This window comes from Armatimonas rosea (genome assembly GCF_014202505.1).
Lineage (GTDB): Bacteria > Armatimonadota > Armatimonadia > Armatimonadales > Armatimonadaceae > Armatimonas > Armatimonas rosea.
Window position 1 is genome coordinate 54,163 of record NZ_JACHGW010000007.1, and the last position, 20,349, is coordinate 74,511.

20 protein-coding genes and 1 tRNA gene are annotated in these 20,349 nt (G+C 63.3%); 11 read left to right on the forward strand and 10 right to left on the reverse strand.

The features are described 5' to 3' along the window. The first annotated feature begins 6 nt into the window (after positions 1-6). Positions 7-1,512, forward strand: coding sequence for an amidohydrolase family protein (locus HNQ39_RS26300; RefSeq protein ID WP_184203579.1), 1,506 nt, complete (start codon positions 7-9; stop codon positions 1,510-1,512). Next, positions 1,487-2,887 carry a hypothetical protein gene (locus HNQ39_RS26305; RefSeq protein WP_184203580.1) on the forward strand — a complete coding sequence of 467 codons (1,401 nt, stop codon included), beginning with the start codon at positions 1,487-1,489 and terminating at the stop codon, positions 2,885-2,887. The genes HNQ39_RS26300 and HNQ39_RS26305 overlap by 26 nt, the downstream gene beginning before the upstream one ends. A gap of 6 nt (positions 2,888-2,893) precedes the next feature. Here the strand turns inward: HNQ39_RS26305 and HNQ39_RS26310 are convergent, their stop codons facing one another. Genes HNQ39_RS26310 through HNQ39_RS26320 form a run of 3 tightly spaced genes read right to left on the reverse strand, consistent with a single transcriptional unit; the run spans position 2,894 to position 5,601 of the window. Next, positions 2,894-4,087, reverse strand: a complete 1,194-nt coding sequence (locus HNQ39_RS26310; RefSeq protein ID WP_184203581.1) for an EAL domain-containing protein — start codon at positions 4,085-4,087, stop codon at positions 2,894-2,896. A gap of 42 nt (positions 4,088-4,129) precedes the next feature. Further along, positions 4,130-5,401, reverse strand: coding sequence for a histidine--tRNA ligase (gene hisS / locus HNQ39_RS26315; RefSeq protein ID WP_184203582.1), 1,272 nt, complete (start codon positions 5,399-5,401; stop codon positions 4,130-4,132). Positions 5,402-5,436: 35 nt separating this feature from the next. Continuing rightward, positions 5,437-5,601: a hypothetical protein gene (locus HNQ39_RS26320; RefSeq protein WP_184203583.1), complete on the reverse strand. Its 165-nt coding sequence runs from the start codon at positions 5,599-5,601 to the stop codon at positions 5,437-5,439. Positions 5,602-5,685: 84 nt separating this feature from the next. Between HNQ39_RS26320 and HNQ39_RS26325 the strand changes: the two genes are divergently transcribed. Then, positions 5,686-6,957 carry an MFS transporter gene (locus HNQ39_RS26325; protein WP_184203584.1) on the forward strand — a complete coding sequence of 424 codons (1,272 nt, stop codon included), beginning with the start codon at positions 5,686-5,688 and terminating at the stop codon, positions 6,955-6,957. Continuing rightward, positions 6,954-7,667: an LmeA family phospholipid-binding protein gene (locus HNQ39_RS26330; protein ID WP_184203585.1), complete on the forward strand. Its 714-nt coding sequence runs from the start codon at positions 6,954-6,956 to the stop codon at positions 7,665-7,667. The genes HNQ39_RS26325 and HNQ39_RS26330 overlap by 4 nt, the downstream gene beginning before the upstream one ends. Here HNQ39_RS26330 and HNQ39_RS26335 read toward each other — a convergent pair. From HNQ39_RS26335 to HNQ39_RS26355, 5 genes are all read right to left on the reverse strand, one after another. Continuing rightward, the gene (locus HNQ39_RS26335; protein WP_184203586.1) at positions 7,664-7,912 is read right to left on the reverse strand and encodes a hypothetical protein; all 249 of its coding nucleotides are present in this window, start codon (positions 7,910-7,912) and stop codon (positions 7,664-7,666) included. The two genes, HNQ39_RS26330 and HNQ39_RS26335, sit on opposite strands and share 4 nt — an antisense overlap. A gap of 32 nt (positions 7,913-7,944) precedes the next feature. Continuing rightward, positions 7,945-8,583 carry a hypothetical protein gene (locus HNQ39_RS26340; protein ID WP_184203587.1) on the reverse strand — a complete coding sequence of 213 codons (639 nt, stop codon included), beginning with the start codon at positions 8,581-8,583 and terminating at the stop codon, positions 7,945-7,947. A gap of 67 nt (positions 8,584-8,650) precedes the next feature. Beyond that, positions 8,651-8,872, reverse strand: coding sequence for a hypothetical protein (locus HNQ39_RS26345; RefSeq protein ID WP_184203588.1), 222 nt, complete (start codon positions 8,870-8,872; stop codon positions 8,651-8,653). A 135-nt stretch (positions 8,873-9,007) separates the two neighbouring features. After that, positions 9,008-10,477, reverse strand: a complete 1,470-nt coding sequence (locus HNQ39_RS26350) for an alkaline phosphatase D family protein (protein WP_184203589.1) — start codon at positions 10,475-10,477, stop codon at positions 9,008-9,010. 58 nt (positions 10,478-10,535) lie between these two features. Next, positions 10,536-10,609: transfer RNA gene (locus HNQ39_RS26355), tRNA-Pro, on the reverse strand. Positions 10,610-10,652: 43 nt separating this feature from the next. On the opposite strand from HNQ39_RS26355, the gene HNQ39_RS26360 reads away from it, so the two are divergent. From HNQ39_RS26360 to HNQ39_RS26375, 4 genes are read left to right on the forward strand one after another with little or no spacing between them, the layout of a single operon-like run. Continuing rightward, a complete protein-coding gene (locus HNQ39_RS26360; protein WP_184203590.1) occupies positions 10,653-11,546 on the forward strand; it encodes an N-acetylglucosamine kinase in 894 nt (297 codons plus the stop codon). Between the two features lie 56 nt (positions 11,547-11,602). After that, complete coding sequence (locus tag HNQ39_RS26365) at positions 11,603-12,385, forward strand: SPOR domain-containing protein (protein WP_184203591.1); 783 nt, start codon at positions 11,603-11,605, stop codon at positions 12,383-12,385. Then, positions 12,366-13,439, forward strand: a complete 1,074-nt coding sequence (locus HNQ39_RS26370; RefSeq protein WP_184203592.1) for a hypothetical protein — start codon at positions 12,366-12,368, stop codon at positions 13,437-13,439. The genes HNQ39_RS26365 and HNQ39_RS26370 overlap by 20 nt, the downstream gene beginning before the upstream one ends. Before the next feature lie 4 nt (positions 13,440-13,443). Then, positions 13,444-14,574: an AAA family ATPase gene (locus HNQ39_RS26375; protein WP_184203593.1), complete on the forward strand. Its 1,131-nt coding sequence runs from the start codon at positions 13,444-13,446 to the stop codon at positions 14,572-14,574. On the opposite strand, the gene HNQ39_RS26380 is transcribed toward HNQ39_RS26375, so the two are convergent. Beyond that, positions 14,571-15,617 carry a protein-arginine deiminase family protein gene (locus tag HNQ39_RS26380; protein WP_184203594.1) on the reverse strand — a complete coding sequence of 349 codons (1,047 nt, stop codon included), beginning with the start codon at positions 15,615-15,617 and terminating at the stop codon, positions 14,571-14,573. The two genes, HNQ39_RS26375 and HNQ39_RS26380, sit on opposite strands and share 4 nt — an antisense overlap. A gap of 51 nt (positions 15,618-15,668) precedes the next feature. Here HNQ39_RS26380 and HNQ39_RS26385 point away from each other — a divergent pair, with 51 nt between their 5' ends. The 3 genes from HNQ39_RS26385 (at position 15,669) to HNQ39_RS26395 (ending at position 18,033) form a co-directional block, all read left to right on the forward strand. Further along, positions 15,669-16,424, forward strand: a complete 756-nt coding sequence (locus HNQ39_RS26385; RefSeq protein WP_184203595.1) for a sugar phosphate isomerase/epimerase family protein — start codon at positions 15,669-15,671, stop codon at positions 16,422-16,424. 7 nt (positions 16,425-16,431) lie between these two features. Further along, positions 16,432-16,632, forward strand: coding sequence for a hypothetical protein (locus HNQ39_RS26390; RefSeq protein ID WP_184203596.1), 201 nt, complete (start codon positions 16,432-16,434; stop codon positions 16,630-16,632). Between the two features lie 138 nt (positions 16,633-16,770). Beyond that, positions 16,771-18,033, forward strand: a complete 1,263-nt coding sequence (locus HNQ39_RS26395) for a hypothetical protein (RefSeq protein WP_184203597.1) — start codon at positions 16,771-16,773, stop codon at positions 18,031-18,033. On the opposite strand, the gene topA is transcribed toward HNQ39_RS26395, so the two are convergent. Then, the gene (topA, locus tag HNQ39_RS26400; RefSeq protein ID WP_184203598.1) at positions 18,030-20,333 is read right to left on the reverse strand and encodes a type I DNA topoisomerase; all 2,304 of its coding nucleotides are present in this window, start codon (positions 20,331-20,333) and stop codon (positions 18,030-18,032) included. The two genes, HNQ39_RS26395 and topA, sit on opposite strands and share 4 nt — an antisense overlap. Between the last annotated feature and the right edge of the window lie 16 nt (positions 20,334-20,349).

Sequence of the window (20,349 nt, forward strand, 5' to 3'; positions counted from 1 at the left end):
CCCTACGTGACTGTCTACTTTAATGCCACTGTCCACACGATGACCACTCCCAGCGCCCGCGCTGAGGCGTTTGTGGTGCGTGAGGGTGCGTTCGCCTTTGTCGGGAGCAGCGCCGACGCACTTGCCTATGCGGGGCCGGATGCAGAGCGGGTCGATCTCGGGGGAAAGACCCTGGTCCCTGGCTTCTGCGACTCCCACCTGCACCTCTACATGTACGGCGCGGGGCTCCTGCGAACCGCGGATGTGATGGGAGTTGCCTCCTTGGGCGAGCTCTTCGCCAAGCTCGCCGACCACGCCGCCCGCTACGACGGCCCTTTCTTGCTCGCACGTGGCTTTGACCAGAGCAAGCTGGCCGAGGGGCGCTTTCCCACCCGAGAGGAGCTCGATGCGCTCTCGCCCACACGACCGCTCCTGCTGACCCGCATCTGTGGCCATGCCATGGTGGTGAACTCCGCGGCGCTGGCGCTGGTCACCGACGCCGAGCGCAGGGCGGGCGACCCGGAGACGGGCCTCTACACCGAGACCGCGATCACCCCGTTTTATCAGCTCGTCCCCCCGCTGACCGAGGCGGAGGGCGAGGAGGCCGTGCTTCACGCGGCCCAGGTGGCGCTTGCGAGTGGGATTACCAGTGTGGGGACACTTCTTGACACGCCCGAGCAGCTCGGGGCATACGCACGCCTTCATCGGCGGGGACAGCTCCCGATCCGGGTCACGGGGATGCCCCCTCAGGCGAGCTGCGACACGCTCCATGCCCACGGGATCGGCACGACCTTTGGCGACTCCTGGCTCAAGCTGGGCGGGGCGAAGTTCTTCTCCGATGGCTCCCTGGGGGCCTACACCGCCCTCATGGCCGAGCCCTACGACGCGACCGGCGAGTGCGGGACCCGCATCTACGACCCCGAGGTCCTCAAGCAGCGCTGCGCCGAGCTCCAGAAAAAGGGCTTCCAGATTGTGATCCATGCCATTGGAGACCAGGCCGTGCGCGAGAGCCTCGATGCGATTGAGTTTGCCCTCGGCGACGAAGACAATGCCTTCCACCGTCACCGCATCGAGCACACGTCGATCCTGCCCCCCGATCTGCAGGCACGGATGGCCCAAAAGAAGGTTATCGCCGCGATCCAGCCGCAGTTTGTGACCTCCGACACCTGGACCGGGGAGCGGATCGGGGCGGAGCGAGCACGTCATGCCTACCCCTTCGCCGCCATGCGCGCTGCGGGGATTCCCCTCGCGCTGGGGTCGGACTGCCCTGTGGAGAAGCTCGATGCCTTTTTATGCCTCCACGCCGCGGTCAATCGCCATCCGTGGAGCCCCGAGGGGGGCTTGACCGTGGACGAAGCCCTCTACGACTACACGGTCGGGAGTCACTATAGCCTCCACAACGACCACCAGCTGGGCCGGATCGCACCAGGCTATCTTGCGGACTTTGTCGCTCTCTCCGCGCCCCCGAGCCCGGAGAACCTCCTCACTCTGAAAGCGGAGCAGGTCTATGTCGCGGGCCAGAAAGTGGGCTAGAGGCGCGCTTGGCTTGCTCGTGGTTGCCGCGCTCGGAACCACGGCATGGGTGCTGGCTCTGATGGCGGAGCGCGATAGCCGCCTGCCCAAGCTCGCCCTGACTCTCCCCGACGAGCGCGAGCGCGCAAGCCATGCAGGGCTCCCCCGGAAGATGGCCGAGCTCCCCAAGCGCCCCCCACTCCTCCCCGCCGAGAACGCCGCGCTGCTCTACCGGGAGGCGGTGAATGTCCTGCCCGAGTGGACACCGGAAGACCGTGCAACAATTCAGCGGGCACTGGGCCGGAGCACGGCCCTGAGTGCCAGCGATACCAAGCGCCTTTCAAAACTCGTCCGCGCTGCCCAGCCCGCGCTGGCGCTCACGCTCCAGGGTGTCCTCCGACCACACTGCAACTTTGGCTGGGACACCGACCTCACCGACGACGAGTGGAAGCAGCGGCGGGAGGTACTGATGGGCTGTGATCGGCTCGCCCGGCTTTTGCTGGTGCAGGGACGTGCCCTGAAAAATCCTACGGAGAAATTGAGCAACCTCGCCCGTGTCGAGCACCTCACGCGGCACCTCACCGAGGAACCTGGACTACTGGTCTGGCAGCTCCGAGGCTACCATGCGGGGCTCGTCGCCAATGCCCTCTACGAGCTGGCGTCGCGTGAGCCCACGCTGCAGCCGGTGTGCGAAGAGGCGCTGCGGGCCTGGGAGCCGCCTGTGGGCATCCTGAAGCGGGCCTGGTGGGTGCAGTGCATCAAAGAACAAGCCGATGCACGCCAGAGCCGAACCAAGCCTTACAAAACGGACGATGCGCCGTTTCTGGACTACAACCCGCTCTGGCGGGAGCTGGACCGACTGGATCACTTGCTGGGGTGGAAGCTCTATGCCGATGCCTCGGAGGTGATCAACCTGCGCTACTGGCGGGAGGTAAAGAACGCACTCGCCACCGTGAACGACAAGGATCTTACGGCCCAGTGGCGGGTGCTTGCGGCGCTGGATACCGCGGAGGAGCGGCGTGCCAAGGCCTTTAATGGCTACTGGTATCCCCAGCGCTACAGCGGTGTGGCTGCCCAACTGGTGGTGATGCGCCTCAACCAGGAGCTCCTGCCGCTCGCACTGGCACTGGGCCACTACCGCCAGCAACAGGGGACCTACCCAGACACTCTCAAAGCACTCCCCGGTGCCCCGCTGGTTACTGACCCGTTCTCAGGGAAACCACTGCACTGGAAGGCACCCGTTCTCTACAGCGTCGGCCCCGATGGGAAAGACAACGGGGGAGACCCGCAAAAGGATATCGTCCTGGACCTAGATGCCGGGCGACGTGCGCCGCTGGCACGGAGTCCGCGGGGAGCTTTCCGTCGGCCGGGGAGAACCACGGGGGCGGTGCAGTAACCGCGCCTAGGGCAGCTGGTAGCTCCCCGAGCGAATGATCTCCTCAAGGGCCTCGGCGGCGAGGGGGCGGGAGTAGAGGTAGCCCTGAAGAACGGGATACCCGCGCTCCTGAAGCCAGGTCGCCTGGGCACTGGTCTCGACCCCATCGGCGACAAGCTGGAGGTTATGCTCCCGTGCCTGCGCTGCCAGCGCCTCGGCTCGCTGTTGGTTCTCGGGGGAGTCGAGGTCTTGGACAATCGTGCGGGAGAGCTTGACATAGGAGAGGGGGAGCTGCTCCAGTAGGCTCTCGGGGAGGGGAGTCAGGCCGGCGTTGTCTAGACCCAGCGTGAAGTCGCGCTCCTTGAGGGCTGTCAGGTGCGGCACCAGGGCCTTGCCATGGAGGGCGAGGGCACTCTCGGGGAGCTCCAGGCTGAGCGGGGCCGCTGGGAGCTGCTCGGCAAAGTGGGGTGACGTGACCTGGTTGACCGCAAGGTTGATGCTCAGCGGGATCGAGTAGCCTCTCTGGAGCCAGGCTTGCTGTTGCGCAAACGCGGCCTCGATCACCCAGGTGCCAAGCGGGATGATCAGCCCCGACTCTTCCGCTTTCTGGAGGAAGCGGCCGGGAAAGAGGAGGCCCTGGCTGGGGTGACGCCAGCGGACAAACACCTCCGCGCCCACCAGCATCCTCTCCGCTGGCCGGAGCTGGAACTGGTAGGCAAGGGTGAACTGTTTCTCATCGAGGGCACGCTCCAGCTCCCCAGAGGTGGTTGGTTTTGCGAGTGTTCGTAGCGAGCGGGGGCGCGGTGCGGCCGGCTCGGGCTCTGGGCGAACGAGGGGCTCGATGGTCGGAGGCACGGTGGGGAGCACGGAGAGAACCCCTACCACGTGAGTGCCTTCGACAATCGCCTCCTCATGGAGCCAGTGGGTGGTTCCCTCTTGGTCGGTGCAGCGGACACGGGTTTGCACCTCACGTCGCCCCGACTGAAAGGCCCTTAAGCGTGCCTGCTGGTCTTCGGGGGGGATGGCGGCTTCCAAGGCTGCCCCAAAGCTACTGCCAGGGGCGAGCGGGAGGAGCTCCTGCGCCCGCGCACACTCCGCAATGGCAAGGTCCGATAGCCTGCCCGTCTCCCGGTCGAGCTGGGCGACATAGGCGATCCCACGCGTCGCGTGGAGCAGACGCGCGACAAGCTCTTCACGGTGGGCCACGGATAGAACAGGCATGCTATTCTATATTCTGGCAAGTCCGCACCAAATGAAGAGGTCTTAGGCGAGCCGCTCTGCTAGCAGATCCAAGGCAATGCTCTCTTGGGCCTTGGTTTGCATGTCGCGAACGGTTGCTACCCCCTTAGCAAGCTCATCATCGCCCAGAATAACGGCAAAACGGGCGCGGTTCTGGTCGGCTTGCTCCAGCATGACCTTCATACGCCGCTCGGTGTAGTCCATGTCCGCTGCGATTCCCGCCCGACGAAGCTCTGCAAGCAGCTCGACACAGCGCGCGCGTGCCGCATCTCCGAGGGGACAGAGAAACGCACCGAGGGTTGGGGCGGGTGCCTCCAGGGTCTTGAGCTCCTCGAGCGCCAGGAGGACGCGCTCCAGCCCGAGCCCAAACCCAATCCCGGGAGTCGCGGGGCCACCGACCGCCTCGATCAGGCCGTTGTAGCGCCCGCCGCCGCCCAGTGCCTTGTCGCCCAGCACCGACGACTGAATCTCAAAGACGGTGTGGGTGTAGTAGTCAAAGCCACGCACCAGCCGTGGGTCTTCGTCGTAGGCGAGCCCCAGGGCGGTGAGGTAGTGCTTCACCTGGGCAAAGTGCTCCTGGCTCGGGGCATCGAGGTAGTCACGAAGGGCGGGGGCTGAGCCCAGAAGCGCGATATCCTGCGGCTCCTTGGAGTCCAGCATCCGTAGTGCGTTCTCCTCGTAGCGGCGGCGGTTATCGGCGCTCATCTGGGGCAGGAGCGGCTCGGCCCAGGCGCGCAGTGCCTCCACATAGGCCGCACGGCTCTCTGGGGTCCCGACCGTGTTGAGCTTGACGGTCAGATCGGTCAGGCCAAGGCGCGCGTAGAAGGCGCAGGCAAGCGCGATAATCTCCGCATCGGCCTCCGGGCCTGCCGCCCCCAGGAGCTCCGCGCCGGCTTGGTGGTGCTGGCGGTAGCGGCCCTTCTGCGGGCGCTCGTAGCGGAAGTTCGGGCCGATATAGAACAGCTTACTGGTGGGGCGCTCGACATAGAGGCGGTTGGTCACAAAGGCCCGCATCACGCCCGCGGTGCCCTCTGGGCGCAGGGTCAGGTGGTCGCCGCCCTTGGTCACAAAGTCAAAGGTCTCTTTGGCAACGATATCCGTGCCCTCACCGACCGAGCGGTGGATCAGCTCGTGGGCTTCAAAAATAGGGGTTCGCACCTCGGAGAAGGCGTAGAGGCGGCAGAGCTCGCGGAAGTGGGACTCCAGCCACTGCCAGTTACTTGAGTCTTGGACAGCATCACGGCCGGGAGCCGAGGGAAGGATATCGTAGGTACCTTTGGGGGGGGCATAGCGCATAGTGGCTATTATATCGCCGCCCCCCGCGATCTTGCTCAGTGATGGTCGCCCTCGCCATGGTCTGGCTTACCGTCATGGTCGTGGTCGTGATCGGCGTAGGTCTGCACGTTTTTGCTATTAATGGAGTTCATGGCCACGAGCCCGCCTACAAGCAGTGCCAGGAGCGCGAGAGCCCAGAGAGGGAATGCCGGTTTTTTCATACGAGGTTTTTTCGTCCCTTGATTCGGATATAGAGCCAGTGTACCCCCTTCTTGGCAGGTTCTCACATGGTACAACAGTACGTCATGCGAAAGCGCTCCTCCGATGCTTCTCTTCCCGATGATGGCTTCAAGGCCGTCCTGCGTCCCATTCTCCTCCTGGCCCTGACGGTCTTTATCGACCTATTGGGTTTTGGGATTATCCTGCCGAACCTGCCGCTCTACATCAAGCAAGCGGTCGGCCAGAGTGCGGGGGATGCCGCCTTTATGGGAGGCCTCCTGGCGGCATCGTACTCCCTGACGCAGTTTCTCTGTGCGCCCTTCTGGGGCCGCTACTCCGACCGAGTGGGGCGTCGCCCCGTGATCCTAATCTCCCTGCTCGGTGTGGGGGTGGCCTATATCTTCTTTGGGCTCTCCAATGGGCACCTCTGGATGCTCTTTACCGCGCGGCTCCTCGCGGGCGTGCTCTCCTCGGCCTCGATTGGTGTCGCCTTTGCCTATGTCGCCGATGTGACAACGCCTCAGAACCGTGCCAAGGGGATGGGGCTTCTAGGGGCTTGCTTCGGGCTGGGGTTCATGATGGGGCCGGCTATCGGGGGCTTCTTGGGGAAGGTCAGCCTCTCGCTTCCCGCCTATGTCGCGGCCGGGATGGCTCTAGCGAACTTCTTTCTCTCGTCGCGTCTCCTTCCCGAGTCCCTCTCCCCGGAGGAGCGTGCGCGGCTCAGCGCCGCCGACCGTCCGGGGACTCTGGAGCAGCTACGGCGGGTGCTCACGGGACCAACCATCGGGCTCTACGCGCTGTCGTTTATCTCGATTCTCGGGTTTGCTGCTATCGAGCAGGCCTTTGGGTTCTTTCTTCTGGCACGCGGGATCGCGACCGATAAGAACCTCCCCGAGCGTTTTGGGATCATCATGGCCTTCGTGGGGATCGTCGGGATCATTGTCCAAGGGGGGCTGATTGGCCGCTTTGTGACCCGTCTTGGCGAGGGGACTGTCGCGCGGATCGGGATGGCGGTTCTGGTGGTGGGCTATATCGCCCTGACCCTGCCACGGGAGTGGAGCTGGCTGGTGTTCCTGCCGACCATCCCGCTCTCCGGGGGGCGCTCGATGATGGGGCCGGCGATCTCGGCGCTGATCACGCGAAAGTCGACCGAGGGGCAGGGGCTGAATCTCTCCGTGCAGTCGTCGTTTGATGCCCTTGCCCGCACCATTGGCCCTCTTCTCGCAGGCTGGCTCTTCAAGACCTTTGGGCCAACCATGCCTTACTACTTCTCTGCGGGGATAACCGTGGTTGCGCTCGTGATCACGGTCGCGGTGCCCTCGATTCTGACACTCTCCCAGGACGAGGAAGCACGATGAGACGCGCGGTCTTGGTCTGCGCGATGCTGCTGGCTCTGGTGGGGTGCGCTCGGCCGGGCGAGAAGAAGGCGGAGCGCATGGTCGAGGAGCTCCTGCCGAGCTACCTGGGGCCGGCAAAGAGCTACCGGGCGCAGGTCAAGGCCGCGAGCCTGGGAGCACTGATGCGGGGGCGGGTTCGGACGGTGCAGATTATTGGCCGTGAGGTGCAGCTCCTGCCCGAGCTCACGGTCGCCGAGCTACGGGTGGACGCCGCCGAGATCGAGGTGGACCGGGAGCGAGCCAGCCTCAAGAGTGTGGGCGAGGCCCGCTTTACCGCCCGTATCGATGAGGCGGAGCTGAATCGACTCGTACGAACCCGGCGCCCTCGGCTCGCCGATCTGCGGGTGCAGCTACGGGGGCGTTACGTGAGTGTCCAGGTGACCCCTGAGCTCTTAGGGCACCCGACCGTCCCCATTCAAGTGGAGGGAAACCTGCTCTCAAAAGGAGGCGGCGTGGCGCTGGACTTCGAGCCCGACAAGGCACGGCTCCTGATCGTCCCCATCCCCAAGCCCCTCCTTGATTTTGTGGCGGAGCGGCTCAACCCCGTGGTGGATTTTTCGGGCTTGCGCGCCCCGATCCGGGTGGAGTCGGCGGAGGCTAAGGGGGGCTATCTGTTGCTGCGTGGCTTTCTTCCGCCCGAGAGCGTGACGAATCTGCGCCTCTCGCGCTAGTAGTGCTTCTTGGCGGGAGCGGCTTGCGGGGGAGGTGGGGCAAACTGCACAAAGGCATCGCCCACAAACCCGACAACATAGTACGCCAGGACCGTGCACGCAATCCCGATCACCCCGGCGCGGCGGCTATCGCGCTTAAACACCAGGAGTAAGAAGAATGTGATGGCAATGGCGTAGGGCCGGTAGGCACTGTCTGAGCCATAGAAACGCTCGATATTCTCGCTGACAATAGGAGGCAGGGACATGCCACTATTTTTGGCAGTCCCTACCAATAACCTTAGGCCGCCTTGGCACTACGGCGCCGAGAACGTGGTGCGGGGGACTCCTCGGGCTCCGTCGGAGCCGTCTCGGGCTCGCTCTCGTGCAGGGGGAGCGTTGGCTGAGAGAGCTCGGCCAGCGGCAAGACCACGGTCATCGCCTCTTGGCGGCGGCGGAAGTTGACGGTCTCCCAGTCGCGGATGTAGTCGAGAACCGTCTGCGCGAGCTTGCGGGCCTCAAACTCGGAGAGGAGCAGCGTGAGAGAGTCTCGCACCTCCACCATCTTGACCGCACCGCTGGCGAGGGTCTCGCCGTGGCCGTTGTCGATCTTGAGAACAAAGGGCTGGCGGTACTTGGTGTCCTTGCGGAGAGAGAGCGTCCGCGCCTGGATGCCATCGTCGTAGACCGTGCCCTTGTAGTCCGTCCACTCGTCGAAGCTGCCGTAGAGAATGTCCCAACAGACCAGCTTAAAGTCCGCCGCATCGGCGTAGTGCTTGACGCGTACGGTTGCTTTATGGCTCTCATCGAACTCTACGAGCGTGAAGGCAATCTTACTACGCCGCGGCTCCAGAGAGAGCATCTCACTCACATCCAAGACCCGATCCCGGGTGACTTGCTTGTAGACCTGTACCCGCGTCAGTGCATTGGCAGTGGTCATATTTATATTGTTACTTACGATCATGATCAAACCTCACTTCATCTCGCCAAATGGTCAAAAAATAGGGTTAAAGCACTTTTTTATAGCCGCACGTGGGGGACTCCCCCTGACTGGCCCAGCACTCCCACTGGATCACGTAGCCCTCGTTGCGCTTGTAGTACAGATGTGAGACCAGCTCATCGCCACACTCAGGGCAGCGGCCACGTACCCAGGCGGGATCGGGGCGCTCGGTGCGGCGCACACGGGTCTCGCTAGCCGGGGACTTGGTAACGGTTAGTACCTGACTCATCCTTTTCTTACCTCCCGAAGGGACTTCCTTCGCTTCCATACTCGGAATCGTAGGGGAAAGGCGGAAAGCAGGTGTCAAAAATTATCAGATAGGCGTGTGGGATCTATCAGTAAGTGCAAAACTTGCTCCGTGTGCCTAGCGACGCTGGGGAGAGAGCCGGGTTGTGTGGAGCACGTGCTGGTCGGTGTCTTTTAGGGTAACACTCAGCTCCCCCGTGGCTGCCGTGAGCCTCACCTCGCCAAAGAACTGGTTCCCTGCGGCGGGACCACCCGTCCCCGCCTTCTGGAAGAGCACCTGTGGCCCAAAGGTGTTGTCGAGCTTGTTGGGGCCGAAGGTGCCGGCATGGATGGGCCCCGCCACAAACTCATGGAAGGGAAGAAAGTCCTGAAAGACAGCCTTGTTGGGATCGTAGTAGTGGGCGGCGCAGTAGTGGACATCGGCAGTGAGCCAGATAATATTATGGACACGCTGCTTCTTGAGCGCTGTCAGGAGCTCGGCTAGCTCGAGCTCCCGGCCCGTGGCCGCGCCATCGCCGTTGGCCACGGCCTCGATGGTTTTCTTTCCTTGGTAGGTATCGCCCACAACCAGCCCGAGAGGCATGTCTGAGGCGATTACTTTCCAGAGTGCCTTACTCGCCGTGAGCTCGCGCTTGAGCCAGGCGAGCTGGGCGGGGCCGAAGAGGGGAGTGTCGGCACCCGGAGTCGCCTCGCGGCCGTCGGTGTTGTCGCCGCGGTAGGTACGCATGTCGATCAGAAAGACATCGAGCAGGGGGCCATAGGCGATCTTTCGGTAGACACGGCCCGGCTCCTCGGGGCACTCGCGGATCGGCATCCACTCCCGGAAGGCCTGGTTGGCGCGGGCGGAGAGCAGTGCCGCGCTCTTGGTCTTGTAGCGGGGATCGTCGAGCACCCGCCCCGGAAACCAGTTATTGAGCGTCTCGTGGTCGTCCCACTGCACCAGCATCGGCACCTCCGCCGCAAAGGCTTTGTAGTGCGTGTCCAGCAAGTTGTAGGCAAACGCCCCCCGGAACTCATCGAGGGTCTCCGCCACCTTGGACTTGGCCTCGGTCACAAGATTCTTCCAGAGCGTCCCATCGGGGAGGCGCACCTCCGATGCCAGGGGGCCGTCGGCGTAGATGCAGTCCCCGGAGTTGATAAAGAAGTCCGGCTTGCTGGTACGCATCGCGCCGTAGCCCTTGAGTCCTCCAAAGGCCTCGTTGATCCCCCAGCCCTGGCCGACGGTATCCCCCGACCACACAAACGTGATATCGCGCTTCTTGACTGGAGCGGTCCTGAGCCGCCCGACCAAGGGAGCACTGGCGGCCTTGTCGCTCTCCAGGCCCGTGAAGTGGACACGGTAGAAGACCTCCTCGCCGGGGGGAAGGCCCGTAACCAAGAGCTTGCCCGTAAAGCCCGAGCTCTCCAATACCGTGGGGCCGGGGAGCAGGCGTGGGTTGCGGAAGGACTCTGTCGCGGCCAGCTCCACCCACATCTTGGAGGGACGGTCGGTGCGGCTCCAGAGCACGGCGCTGTCAAAAGAAATATCGCCGCTCTGCACCCCGTGGGTGAGCTCAGGGCGATCGGCGCGGAGAAAGGAGAACTTCATGGGGCCACTATACAAACAAAAAAGGCCTGCCGGAGCAAGCCTTCTTTATCTTTTTCTATCGGGGCGACAGGATTCGAACCTGCGACCTCTGCGACCCGAACGCAGCGCTCTACCAAGCTGAGCCACGCCCCGAAGTGGAAGGAATAGTATCATGTGTGTGGTGAATCTGCAAGCGATGACAAAACTAATCGCGGGGATTGATGCGGGAGGGACGCAGGTGCGCCTGCGCTGGAGAGACCTGGAGACCGGAGCGGAGGAGCAGATTCGGGGGGTAGCCGACCCGGAGGGCGGCCCAGAGCCCGCTGTTGCCCTCTTGAGGCAGGCTCCCGGTGAGCTCGTCGCACTGGCGGCGGGGATCACGAAGGTGAGCCGAGGGGAGACCAAGGCGCGGTGGGAGCAGGCACTGGCGACAGCCTGCCCGACAGCGGAGCTCACGGTCGTACCAGATTATGTGATCGCGTTTCATGGGGCGGTCCCGAGTGGCCACGGGCTCTTGTGTGTCTCCGGGACCGGCTCGGTGGTCTACGGCGAAAATGCCCGCGGCCAGGCGGTCCGGGTCGGAGGGCGCGGCTGGGAGTTTGGCGATGAGGGGAGCGGTGCCTATGTCACGACCGAGCTGATGCGGCGCACGCTCCGGGCCTGTGACGGCCTCTGGCCCCCTACCCCGCTCACCCAGGCGGTCTGCGCCGCGCTCGGGACCTCGGAGGCCGCGCTGGTGGGGGAGCGAGCACGCCAGCGAGCGCTCGCCGAGGGGCGTGGCTTCCTGGTGCACCTGGTCCATGCACAGGCGCTGGCGGGCGACGACGAAGCACGGGGGCTCTATACCGGGGCGGCGGGCTGGCTGGCGCGCTATGTCCGCGCCGCCTACGAGCAGCTGGGGTTCGTGGCGGACGAGTCCGTTCCTGTCGCGCTGGTCGGAGGAATGTGGGAGCTAGGGGCGCTGATGACCGAGCCCTTTGCTGTCTTGCTAGAGCGCTGGCTACCCGGAGCGGTTGCGAGCCCTGCCACGGGATCGCCCTGTGAAGGAGCGCTACGGCTCGCGGAACGCTTGGTGTCTGTAACACGGTAGAATAACAAGGTATCTTACAAGAGGAAGTCGAAATTATGGACTCAGATAATCCCACATTGCGATGGTCGCTGGCAGCAGTTGGTGTGGTAGTGGTTTGTTTCTGCCTGGGCTACTTTGTCTTTGGACCGAAGGGCAACGCGGACCCCGCCGCTGCGGTGGCGACGCCCTCCCCGGCACCCACTCCCGCCTCCCTCCCGGTAACCATGGTCAACAACCAGCCGCTACAGGTCGAGGACATCACGGCGGAGAAAGAGGCGGAGCGCAAGCGGAAAGAGGCCGAGGAGAAGGCAAAGCTGGAGGCAAAGGCCAAGGCGGCTGAGGAAGCACTCCTTGCGGCGACACCTGAGCCTACCCCCGACGCGGAGGTCACCGACGACAAGGCAAAGCCTGCCGACGACGAGACCACGAAGCCCGCGGATGAGAAATCGGCTACTCCCGATGAAAAGTCCAAGTCCGCCGATGAGAAACCGGTGACACCAGACGAGAAAACGAAGCCCGCCGAGGAAAAAGCAAAGCCTGCCGACGAGAAGGCGAAGCCCGCGGAGGAAAAGTCCAAGCCAGCCGACGAGAAGCCCAAGCCCAAGACGGAAGCCGAGAAAGAAGTGGCTGCCAAGGGGCTCTTCCGGGTTCGAATTGGGGGGACCAAGACTACCCGCGAGGATGCGGAGAAGCTTGTCGCACAGCTACGGGGTCAGGGCTACACGCCCGCCATTATCGCCGACCAGCGTAAGGGCAAGACGGTCTTTCATGTCCAAGCGGGGGCCTTCAGCGACTCGGAGAGTGCCGAGCGCCGGAAACGAGAGCTGGAGAACAATGGCTATGATGTTCGGATTAACTAGTGTGCTTCTTCTGGGGCTGGTCGGGCAGCCTGCCGCCCCACAGCCACCGACCACCGCCTTGGTTCGGCATGATTTTTCGACGAGTGACGACGGCTGGCTGGGGCTGGGGGATATCGCCAAGGTGAGCCGTACGGCCCCACCGGCTCCGACCCTGCACTTTGAGTACATGGTGGGAAAAGACTCGCTCAGTGCGCTGGTACATACGTTTGAGCCCGGCGTGCTCAAAGGCGCACAGCGTCTGCACTTCTCCGCCAAGACCGATACCGACACCGTGCTTGCGGTGCTGATCCAGGAGAAGGGCGGGGGGCGCTTCAGTGCAACCGCGACCCTGCCCAAGAATGTCTGGCAGGAGATCGAGTTCTCGCCCTCGGAGCTCGCTCTGGCACGGGATAAGGGCGATCCCGCCGATGCCAATGGCAAGCTGGATGCGGACCAGATCGAGTCGGTGAGCCTTATCGACCTGCATGAGTTCTTCATTCGCACCGCGGACGGGCCAGCTAAGGCGCTCTTTCCCGGGATTGTCGCCGGACCGCGGGAGCTATGGCTCAAGGAGTTCTCCGTGGGCACCGCCGCCCTGCCCGCCCCAGGCCTCGATGGCCTTGCGCGACCGCAGCTCTCCTGGATCGGGGTGGGGGGCGCGGACCTGAAGCGCACGGCCGCCGCCAAGAGCCCGCTGACCGCGACCAGTGTCGAGGCGGCCTACCAGGTGGGCAGTGGCAAGGTCGCAGGGATCTTTCACGCGCTCGTAAGCGGGGCGCTGGCGGAAAAAACAAGCCTGACTCTCTCGGTAGCGGTCCTCAAATCGGCGACTTTTCTGGTGCAGCTCGAGGACGACCAAGGGGGGAAGTTCAATACGACGATCGAGGTGCCCGGGGTGCGGTCCGCACGCAAGCTGACCCTGCCGCTCGCCGACTTCAAGCCCGATAATGACAGCAAGCGCGACAAACTCGACGCGAGCCGTGTCAAGCAGCTACTGATCCTGGATATCAGTGGCCTCACCGAGAGTGTCGAGCAAAACAACACACTCTGGCTGGCCAACCTGGAGGCAAAATAACAACGTGACCCCTGAGGCGGAACTGCACTATACCCGTGGGCGACTTCACCTGCGCCGTGGCGAGTCGCTCCTTCCCTACGCTCCCTCTGAAAAAGAGATGCAGACGGCACTGGAGAACTTTGAGAAGGCTCTTGCCATCGAGCCAACACACGCCGAGATTCACTACTGGATGGCCCATGCTCTCCGCCACCTCAGCCGAACCCGTGAGGCACGTGTCGCGGCGCGTAAGGCGGTCGAGCTCGCTCCCCAGAACGACGAGTACGGGCGCCTCGTCCGGCTCCTGGAGAGCCCCGCCCCCGAGCCCACTCCCAGCCGTGCCGCGCCGCCCTTGCGCAATGGCGCCACGCCCTCCGCCAGCCCCGAGCCCATGCGCCCCACGCTCACCTGGGACGATGTCGTGCTGCCGGCCAAGACCAAGCGGGAGCTGCGCCAGATGCAGCTCTTGCTGGAGAACCCCGCCCAGGCCCGGCGGCTTGGTGTCGATCCCCCGACCGGCCTCCTGCTCTACGGCCCTCCCGGCACGGGCAAGACCACGATCGCCCGCATCCTGGCGGCTCAGGCCAAGTGTAAGTTCTTTGCCACCAGCCCCGCCGAGGTGAACTCGATGTGGGTGGGCGAGGGCGAGAAGGCCGTGGCCAAGCTCTTCAACGAGGCACGACAGAACGCCCCCGCGATCATCTTCCTCGACGAGGTCGATGCCCTGATCCCGAGCCGTGTGGGGGGGATGCACATGCCCTCCGACAAGGTGGTCAATCAGTTCCTCCACGAGATGGATGGGCTGGTCGCCAACCAAGGGCTCTTTGTGGTGGGCGCGACCAACCGCCCAGACATGCTCGACCCCGCGCTCGTCCGCGGAGGGCGCCTCTCTCGCCAGATCGAGATCCCGCTCCCCGACGAAGAGGCACGGCGCTCTATCTTGGAGGTCTGTGTGAAGCGGGCCGTGATCGCCGACGATGTGGACCTGGACCGGCTTGCGGCGGGTGCGGAGGAGTTCTCAGGTGCCGACCTGCGCGCGCTGGTGAACGAGGCCGGGATGCAAGCCTTGATCCGACTCGCGGATGAGGGCGGAGTCGAGGCGGTCACGATGGCGGACTTTGAGATCGCCCTCGAGAACATGGACAAGACCGAGGACTAGCGCGGCGCTTTCTCCGGGGCGAGGCGCCGTCGTAGGGCGTTGGTGCCGCAGTGGACCTCGCCCGCTGCCGTATGGTAGGGCTCCCAGATATCTAAGAACTGGGGGCTCAGGCCCAGCTCGGTAAACAGCGTGGCAATTTGGTGCCGGTAGGGAGCAAAGGCGGGATCGGGGACAAAGACTCGCTTGCCGACAACCAAGCTATTGACGGGATTGGGCAAGACCGCCAGGCCGTTCTCAAAGAGCGCGGGCAGCGCCACGATATCCGCTTCGTCGATACCAAGCTCGCGCTTGAGCTGCTCCCGTGTCGCTTTAAGCGCCGCCCGAATCCGCCCCTGCTCCGGGCTCACGGCGAGCGCCTTGAGGTGACCGACCGTGGTCTCGCCGCGCCGCCCCACAAAGACCGGCTGGTCGTCGTTCAGCCCCGTGAGGGCCACGAGTGCGGTATCGGGGCAGGGGAGCAGGGCACGCCAGCCCTTGCGGTCGGGAGCCGGCACAAAGTTGAGCACCTCATCCACATGTCCGATTGTCAGCCAGCTCACGTCCACGAAGACCGGCGGCCACTGGGCCTTTTGTGCCTCCAGGAATGCCAGGGCATCGGGGTGAAAGCTCAGCTCTTTCTGCTTGCCCGTGAGAGCGCGCCCGTGCGGGTAGCCGGGGACCGGAGGGGAGACCTCCAGGTTGCCGTACCAGTCGATCCAGCGTCGCTGGGGTAGCGCCTCGCCCACCGGGATGCGCTCGACCTGCGGGAGCTTCTCCGCCAGAAACTGCGCGACCCGCGCATCCAGCGGGCCACAAACCAGGCCCATGTCGTGCTTACTGCGAAGGCCCAGGAGCGCGGCGGGCTTGCCGCCACGCACCCCAAACTCCACCGTGTCCTGCATCCAGACATCCGACGCGTGCGCGGGATCGTTGGCGATTGCGTAGACAGGCACCCCGGCGAGCCGGGTAAGCTCGGTGATCAGGGGCTTTGTCCGTGGGGTCTCCACCACAAAGAGTGCCTCAACCGGATCGAGCGACGAGCAGAGTAGGAACGGGTTTTCCACAGCGCGATTGTACCCGCAGGAAACCACGGTGGCTTTGGTGAAAGACAAGGCATGGCAAAGATACCCATTTGTTTGCAGATGTATACGGTCCGTGACGATGCCCAGCGCGATCTGGCAGGGACCCTCGCAACCGTTGCAAGCCTTGGCTATGCGGGAGTGGAGCTGGCCGGCTACTCAGGCAAGACAGCGCAGGAGTACAAGGCGCTCCTCGATTCCCATGGCCTGCGCGCCATTGGTGCCCACGTGGGCGTGGACCAGGTCACGGGAAAGATCGACCAGACTATTGAAGAGGCGAAGCTCTTTGGCTACAACTATGTGATCGTCCCGTGGATCGGCAAGCCCTACACCGAGTCGCTTGAGGGCTACCGCACGCTGGGAGCGGAGCTCTCCGCAGTTGCGGAGCAGTATACTGCGGCGGGGCTGACACTCTGCTACCACAACCACGCCTTTGAGTTCGACCTCTTGGAGGGGGACAAGACGGGGCTCGATGTCTTATTCGAGTCCGCCCCCCGTGTCCAGGCAGAGCTGGATACCTTCTGGATCAAGAAGGGCTGCCAAGACATCCCGGAGTACCTCACCCGGCTCTCGGGGCGGGTACCGCTGGTGCACCTGAAGGACATGGATGCCGAAGGGAACTTTGCGCCGGTGGGCACGGGGACCGTGGACTATCCGGCACTGTTTGCGGCCGCGGAGGCAGCGGGCGTCGCCTACTACATGGTCGAGCAGGACAGCTGCCAGGCCCCCTTGACCCCGCTTGAGTCGATCAAGGTTAGTATGGAGAACCTGAAGGCCTGGGGCAAGGTCTGAGGCCACTATGCGTCTGATCGGCTGGGTCGGGCTGGCATTTTGTAGTGTTGGGCTGCTGATTGACCTGGCGACCTACCACAATATCAGTCGTGTCGGCGGAGGGGGCGAGCTTGCAGACCCCCTCCGCACGCTTTTCTGGGGCATGGTACTGTTTCCCATTGGGGCGAATCTCTCCCTGGTACTTTTACGACGTCAGCTAGGGCGCTGAGAGTGTCTTTCCTTTTCCTTTTTTGTCGTGATATACTAAAAAAATCCTTGACACACCTTTGACACGGGAACTTCGTGTCTAAAAATGTGTTGGGTCTAAGGAATAAACAAGGTGTGAGCCTTGAAATATAGAAATATCATGACGTCAGATTCACCAATCTCTTCACGTCGCCGCCAAGATATACTCCGTCGTGTTCGTCAACGGCAGGCGATTTTACAAAATGCTACCCCCGACGATATCCTAGAAGCGGAGAGAAAGCTATTTGCGGAAGACGATGAGTACATCCCTCAGCTTTTACGTGCTCGTGCTGCCCTCTTAGGCGAGGTTGAGGAAGAGCTTCCGCCACTAGAACCCGCGTTTGAGGAGCTCCCTGACTTTCCGAGTGCAGTTTCTCCTGTTGTCCCCCTCAAGCAAGCACCGGTCGTACCGACTGCGCAAAAGGATAATGTCCTGCAGCCGCCGCCGCCCGATAAAGAGCTCTCCGAGTTTGATCGTCACCACAACGCGATTCGTCTTTATGTGATTCAGCAGTTTGAAGAGGGGAAAAAGTCGCGTGAGATCGCCGAGCTGATTGGCTTGACCCCGCATAAGCTCTCGCGCTGGTACAACCAAGTCAAGGAGCTCCCTTTTGCGATGCGCCTCTGGATTCCGCTCTTCAAAGAGGAAGAGCTAGGAGAGTGGAAGCCGGGCGACCCCGATAGTGAGGACGAAGAGCCCGATGCGACTCTTGTCTCAGAGCCCGAGCCACGTCCTGCGCAACGTGTGCTGGAGCCTAGTCCTGAGGCAGTGCGTGCCGCCAAGCGAGCACTCCTTCAGGCGGAGAAAAATGCCCAGCTCGAGCAGGATCGTGCTGAAGTTTCTCAGTGGATCGCCGACAATACCGCCTCCGACGAAGATATTGTCGTGGCGCAGCGGCTCGCGGCGCTGGCCTTTCACCGGGCGGAGTGGAGCCTCTCACGGATCGCACGCGCCTTGGAGCTGGATGTCTCGACCATCAGCCGCTGGATGACACGGGCCAAGCAGGCGGAGGAGGCGGAGCTTGCGCTACAGAAGGGCATGGACAAGCGTCGCACGGAGCAGAAGCTAAAGGCGGCGGCAAAGCCTGTCGTGCGGCAGACGCCGCGCCCCAAGATCGCGCTACCGCGGCCGATCCAGCCCCTCTCACCCATGGCCAAGCGGTCGGTCGGTATGCTGCGTGCGGTAATCGAGCAGGCGGAGACCCAAGACGATGGTGTCGTGCTCTTGCCCGTGGCCAGCGCGATTGAGCGCGAGCGCGTCATGGCATCGCTCTCCATGATGAGTGTCGCCGCGGGTCGTCCTCAGCCGCGCGGCAAGGAGTTTGTTATCCCGCTTCCGCCTGAGGAGGCGATGTACCTCAGGCGGATGCTCGTGCAGGACTAGGCCTCTGCCTCGGTGTCGGCGGTCTCTTTCGGGGCCGCCTTGATGCTCTCCGAGTAGCCACACTCTTTATTGACACAGGCGATCCCGGTGAGGCGTCCTTTGAAGACCTTCTCGTGGAGGAGGCCTTCGCACTGGGGGCACTTACGGTCGGTGAGCGGCTTGCCGGGGAGCGCGGTCTTGCAGGCGGGGTACTGGTTGCAGGAGTAGAACACACCCGTGCGGCTGCGCTTCTCCACAAACTCGCCCTTGCCACACGCGAAGCACTTCACGCCCGTGGACGCCGCCGCGGGCTTGTCCTTGTGGATGTACTTGCACTCGGGGTAGCCTGGACAGGCGAGGAACTTGCCAAAGCGCCCGGTCTTCTCCACGAGTAGCCGCCCACAGTTGGGGCAGGGAATCTCCGAGACCACCGGCTCTGCCACGGCCGCAGCTTCACCGTCGGCTCCTTCCGCCGCAACCTTCTCGCTGTACTTGCACTCGGGGTAGTTGGAGCAGGAGATAAACTTGCCGTAGCGGCTGAACTTCTCCACCAGCGGCTTGCCACACTCCGGACAGGCGCGGCCGATATCCTTGGCGAACTTGCCCATGGTCTCATCGGCAGCCTTGAGTGCGATGGCAAAGGGCTCGTAGAACTCCTTGAGCAGGTTGACGCGGGTCTCCTTGCCCTCCTCGATGGCATCGAGGCGCTCCTCCATGCCCGCGGTGAAGTGGACATCGAGGATCTGCGGAAAGGCTTGGACGAGGAGGTCCGTCACCACGAAGCCAAGGTCGGTGGGCTGGAACTTCTTCTCATTGAGCGCGACATAGCCCCGGTCCTGGATGGTGGAGATGATCGAGGCGTAGGTGCTCGGGCGCCCGATCCCTTGCTCCTCCATTGCCTTGACCAGAGTCGCCTCAGTGAAGCGGGGCGGGGGCTCGGTGAAGTGCTGCTTGGGCAGGAGCTTTAAGAGATCAAGCGGCATCCCCTCGGTGAGCGGAGGAAGCGGCGGCTTCTCGTCGTCGTCCACCTGTGTGGGGTTGTCCTTGCCCTCGGTGTAGACCCGCAGGAAGCCGTCGAACTTGACGGTCGAGCCGGTGGCGCGGAAGGTGTACTTCGCCGCCTCGATATCGGCCTGCACCACATCCATGACTGCGGGAGACATCTGCGACGCGATAAAACGCAGCCAGATCAGGCGGTAGAGCTTGAACTGGTCCGGGTTGAGGCGGGTCTTGACACTGTCCGGGTCGCGGGAGATATAGGTTGGGCGGATCGCCTCGTGGGCATCTTGCGCCGCGTTCTTAGACTTATAAAAGTTGTACTTCTCAGGGGCGTAGGGCTTGCCAAACGTGCTGACAATGTACTCTTTTGCTGCCGCCTGTGCCTCATCGGCGACACGGGTCGAGTCCGTACGCATGTAGGTAATCAGACCAACCGTCCCTGCATCCCCGCCCAGGTCGATTCCTTCGTAGAGCTGCTGCGCCACGGACATCGTGCGCTTGCTGGTGAAGCCGAGCTTGCGCGCCGCCTCTTGCTGGAGGGTCGAGGTAATAAAGGGAGCGTAGGGCCGGCGCTGGCGCTCGGACTTCTTGACCTTGACGACATTCCAAGGGGCTTTTTCGACCGCTCGCAGCACCGTCATGGTCTGGTCCTCGGTCTTGATCTCGAGCTTCTTGCCCTCAAAGCCCACGAGGTTGGCATCGAAGGCCTGCTTCTTGCCGGTCTGGGGGGTTAGGTTGGCGGTCAGGCTCCAGTACTCAACTGGGACAAAGGCGAGGATCTCGCGCTCTCGGTCGGCGATCAGGCGCACGGCCACGGACTGAACGCGCCCGGCGGAGAGGTCCTTGCGAACTTTCTTCCAGAGCAGCGGGCTGATCTTGTAGCCCACGAGGCGGTCCAGTGTGCGGCGGGTCTCCTGCGCCTCGACTTTATCTTGGTTGATATCGCGTGGGTTGGCCAGCGCTGCCTGCACCGCGGTCTTGGTGATCTCGTTGAAGACAATGCGCTTGATGCGGGACTTGGGGAGCTTGAGTGCGGCGGCGATGTGCCAGGAGATTGCCTCCCCCTCGCGGTCGGGGTCGGAGGCGAGGTAGACCGTGTCACAGCCCTTGGCAGCGGCGGCGAGCTTGCCCAGGACATCCTTGCGGTCGGTTAGGGGCTCGTAGGTGAGTGCAAAGTCGTTCTCGATATCCACGGCGAGCTTGGACTTGGGGAGGTCACGGACATGGCCCATGCTGGCCTCGACTTGGTAGTCTTTGCCAAGGAAGCCCTTGAGGGTCTTGGTCTTGGCGGGCGATTCGACGATAATGAGCGATCTTGCCATAGTTATTTCCTGAGGA

Excerpts from the sequence above, each read along its gene's own strand:
- HNQ39_RS26360 (WP_184203590.1), top strand. The coding sequence starts at position 10,653 with ATGACAAAACTAATCGCGGGGATTGATGCGGGAGGGACGCAGGTGCGC.
- HNQ39_RS26325 (WP_184203584.1), top strand. The coding sequence starts at position 5,686 with ATGCGAAAGCGCTCCTCCGATGCTTCTCTTCCCGATGATGGCTTCAAG.
- HNQ39_RS26385 (WP_184203595.1), top strand. The coding sequence starts at position 15,669 with ATGGCAAAGATACCCATTTGTTTGCAGATGTATACGGTCCGTGACGAT.
- HNQ39_RS26350 (WP_184203589.1), bottom strand. The coding sequence starts at position 10,477 with ATGAAGTTCTCCTTTCTCCGCGCCGATCGCCCTGAGCTCACCCACGGG.
- topA (WP_184203598.1), bottom strand. The coding sequence starts at position 20,333 with ATGGCAAGATCGCTCATTATCGTCGAATCGCCCGCCAAGACCAAGACC.
- HNQ39_RS26335 (WP_184203586.1), bottom strand. The coding sequence starts at position 7,912 with ATGTCCCTGCCTCCTATTGTCAGCGAGAATATCGAGCGTTTCTATGGC.
- HNQ39_RS26310 (WP_184203581.1), bottom strand. The coding sequence starts at position 4,087 with ATGCCTGTTCTATCCGTGGCCCACCGTGAAGAGCTTGTCGCGCGTCTG.
- hisS (WP_184203582.1), bottom strand. The coding sequence starts at position 5,401 with ATGCGCTATGCCCCCCCCAAAGGTACCTACGATATCCTTCCCTCGGCT.
- HNQ39_RS26395 (WP_184203597.1), top strand. The coding sequence starts at position 16,771 with ATGACGTCAGATTCACCAATCTCTTCACGTCGCCGCCAAGATATACTC.
- HNQ39_RS26370 (WP_184203592.1), top strand. The coding sequence starts at position 12,366 with ATGATGTTCGGATTAACTAGTGTGCTTCTTCTGGGGCTGGTCGGGCAG.
- HNQ39_RS26345 (WP_184203588.1), bottom strand. The coding sequence starts at position 8,872 with ATGAGTCAGGTACTAACCGTTACCAAGTCCCCGGCTAGCGAGACCCGT.
- HNQ39_RS26305 (WP_184203580.1), top strand. The coding sequence starts at position 1,487 with ATGTCGCGGGCCAGAAAGTGGGCTAGAGGCGCGCTTGGCTTGCTCGTG.
- HNQ39_RS26320 (WP_184203583.1), bottom strand. The coding sequence starts at position 5,601 with ATGAAAAAACCGGCATTCCCTCTCTGGGCTCTCGCGCTCCTGGCACTG.
- HNQ39_RS26340 (WP_184203587.1), bottom strand. The coding sequence starts at position 8,583 with ATGACCACTGCCAATGCACTGACGCGGGTACAGGTCTACAAGCAAGTC.
- HNQ39_RS26330 (WP_184203585.1), top strand. The coding sequence starts at position 6,954 with ATGAGACGCGCGGTCTTGGTCTGCGCGATGCTGCTGGCTCTGGTGGGG.
- HNQ39_RS26390 (WP_184203596.1), top strand. The coding sequence starts at position 16,432 with ATGCGTCTGATCGGCTGGGTCGGGCTGGCATTTTGTAGTGTTGGGCTG.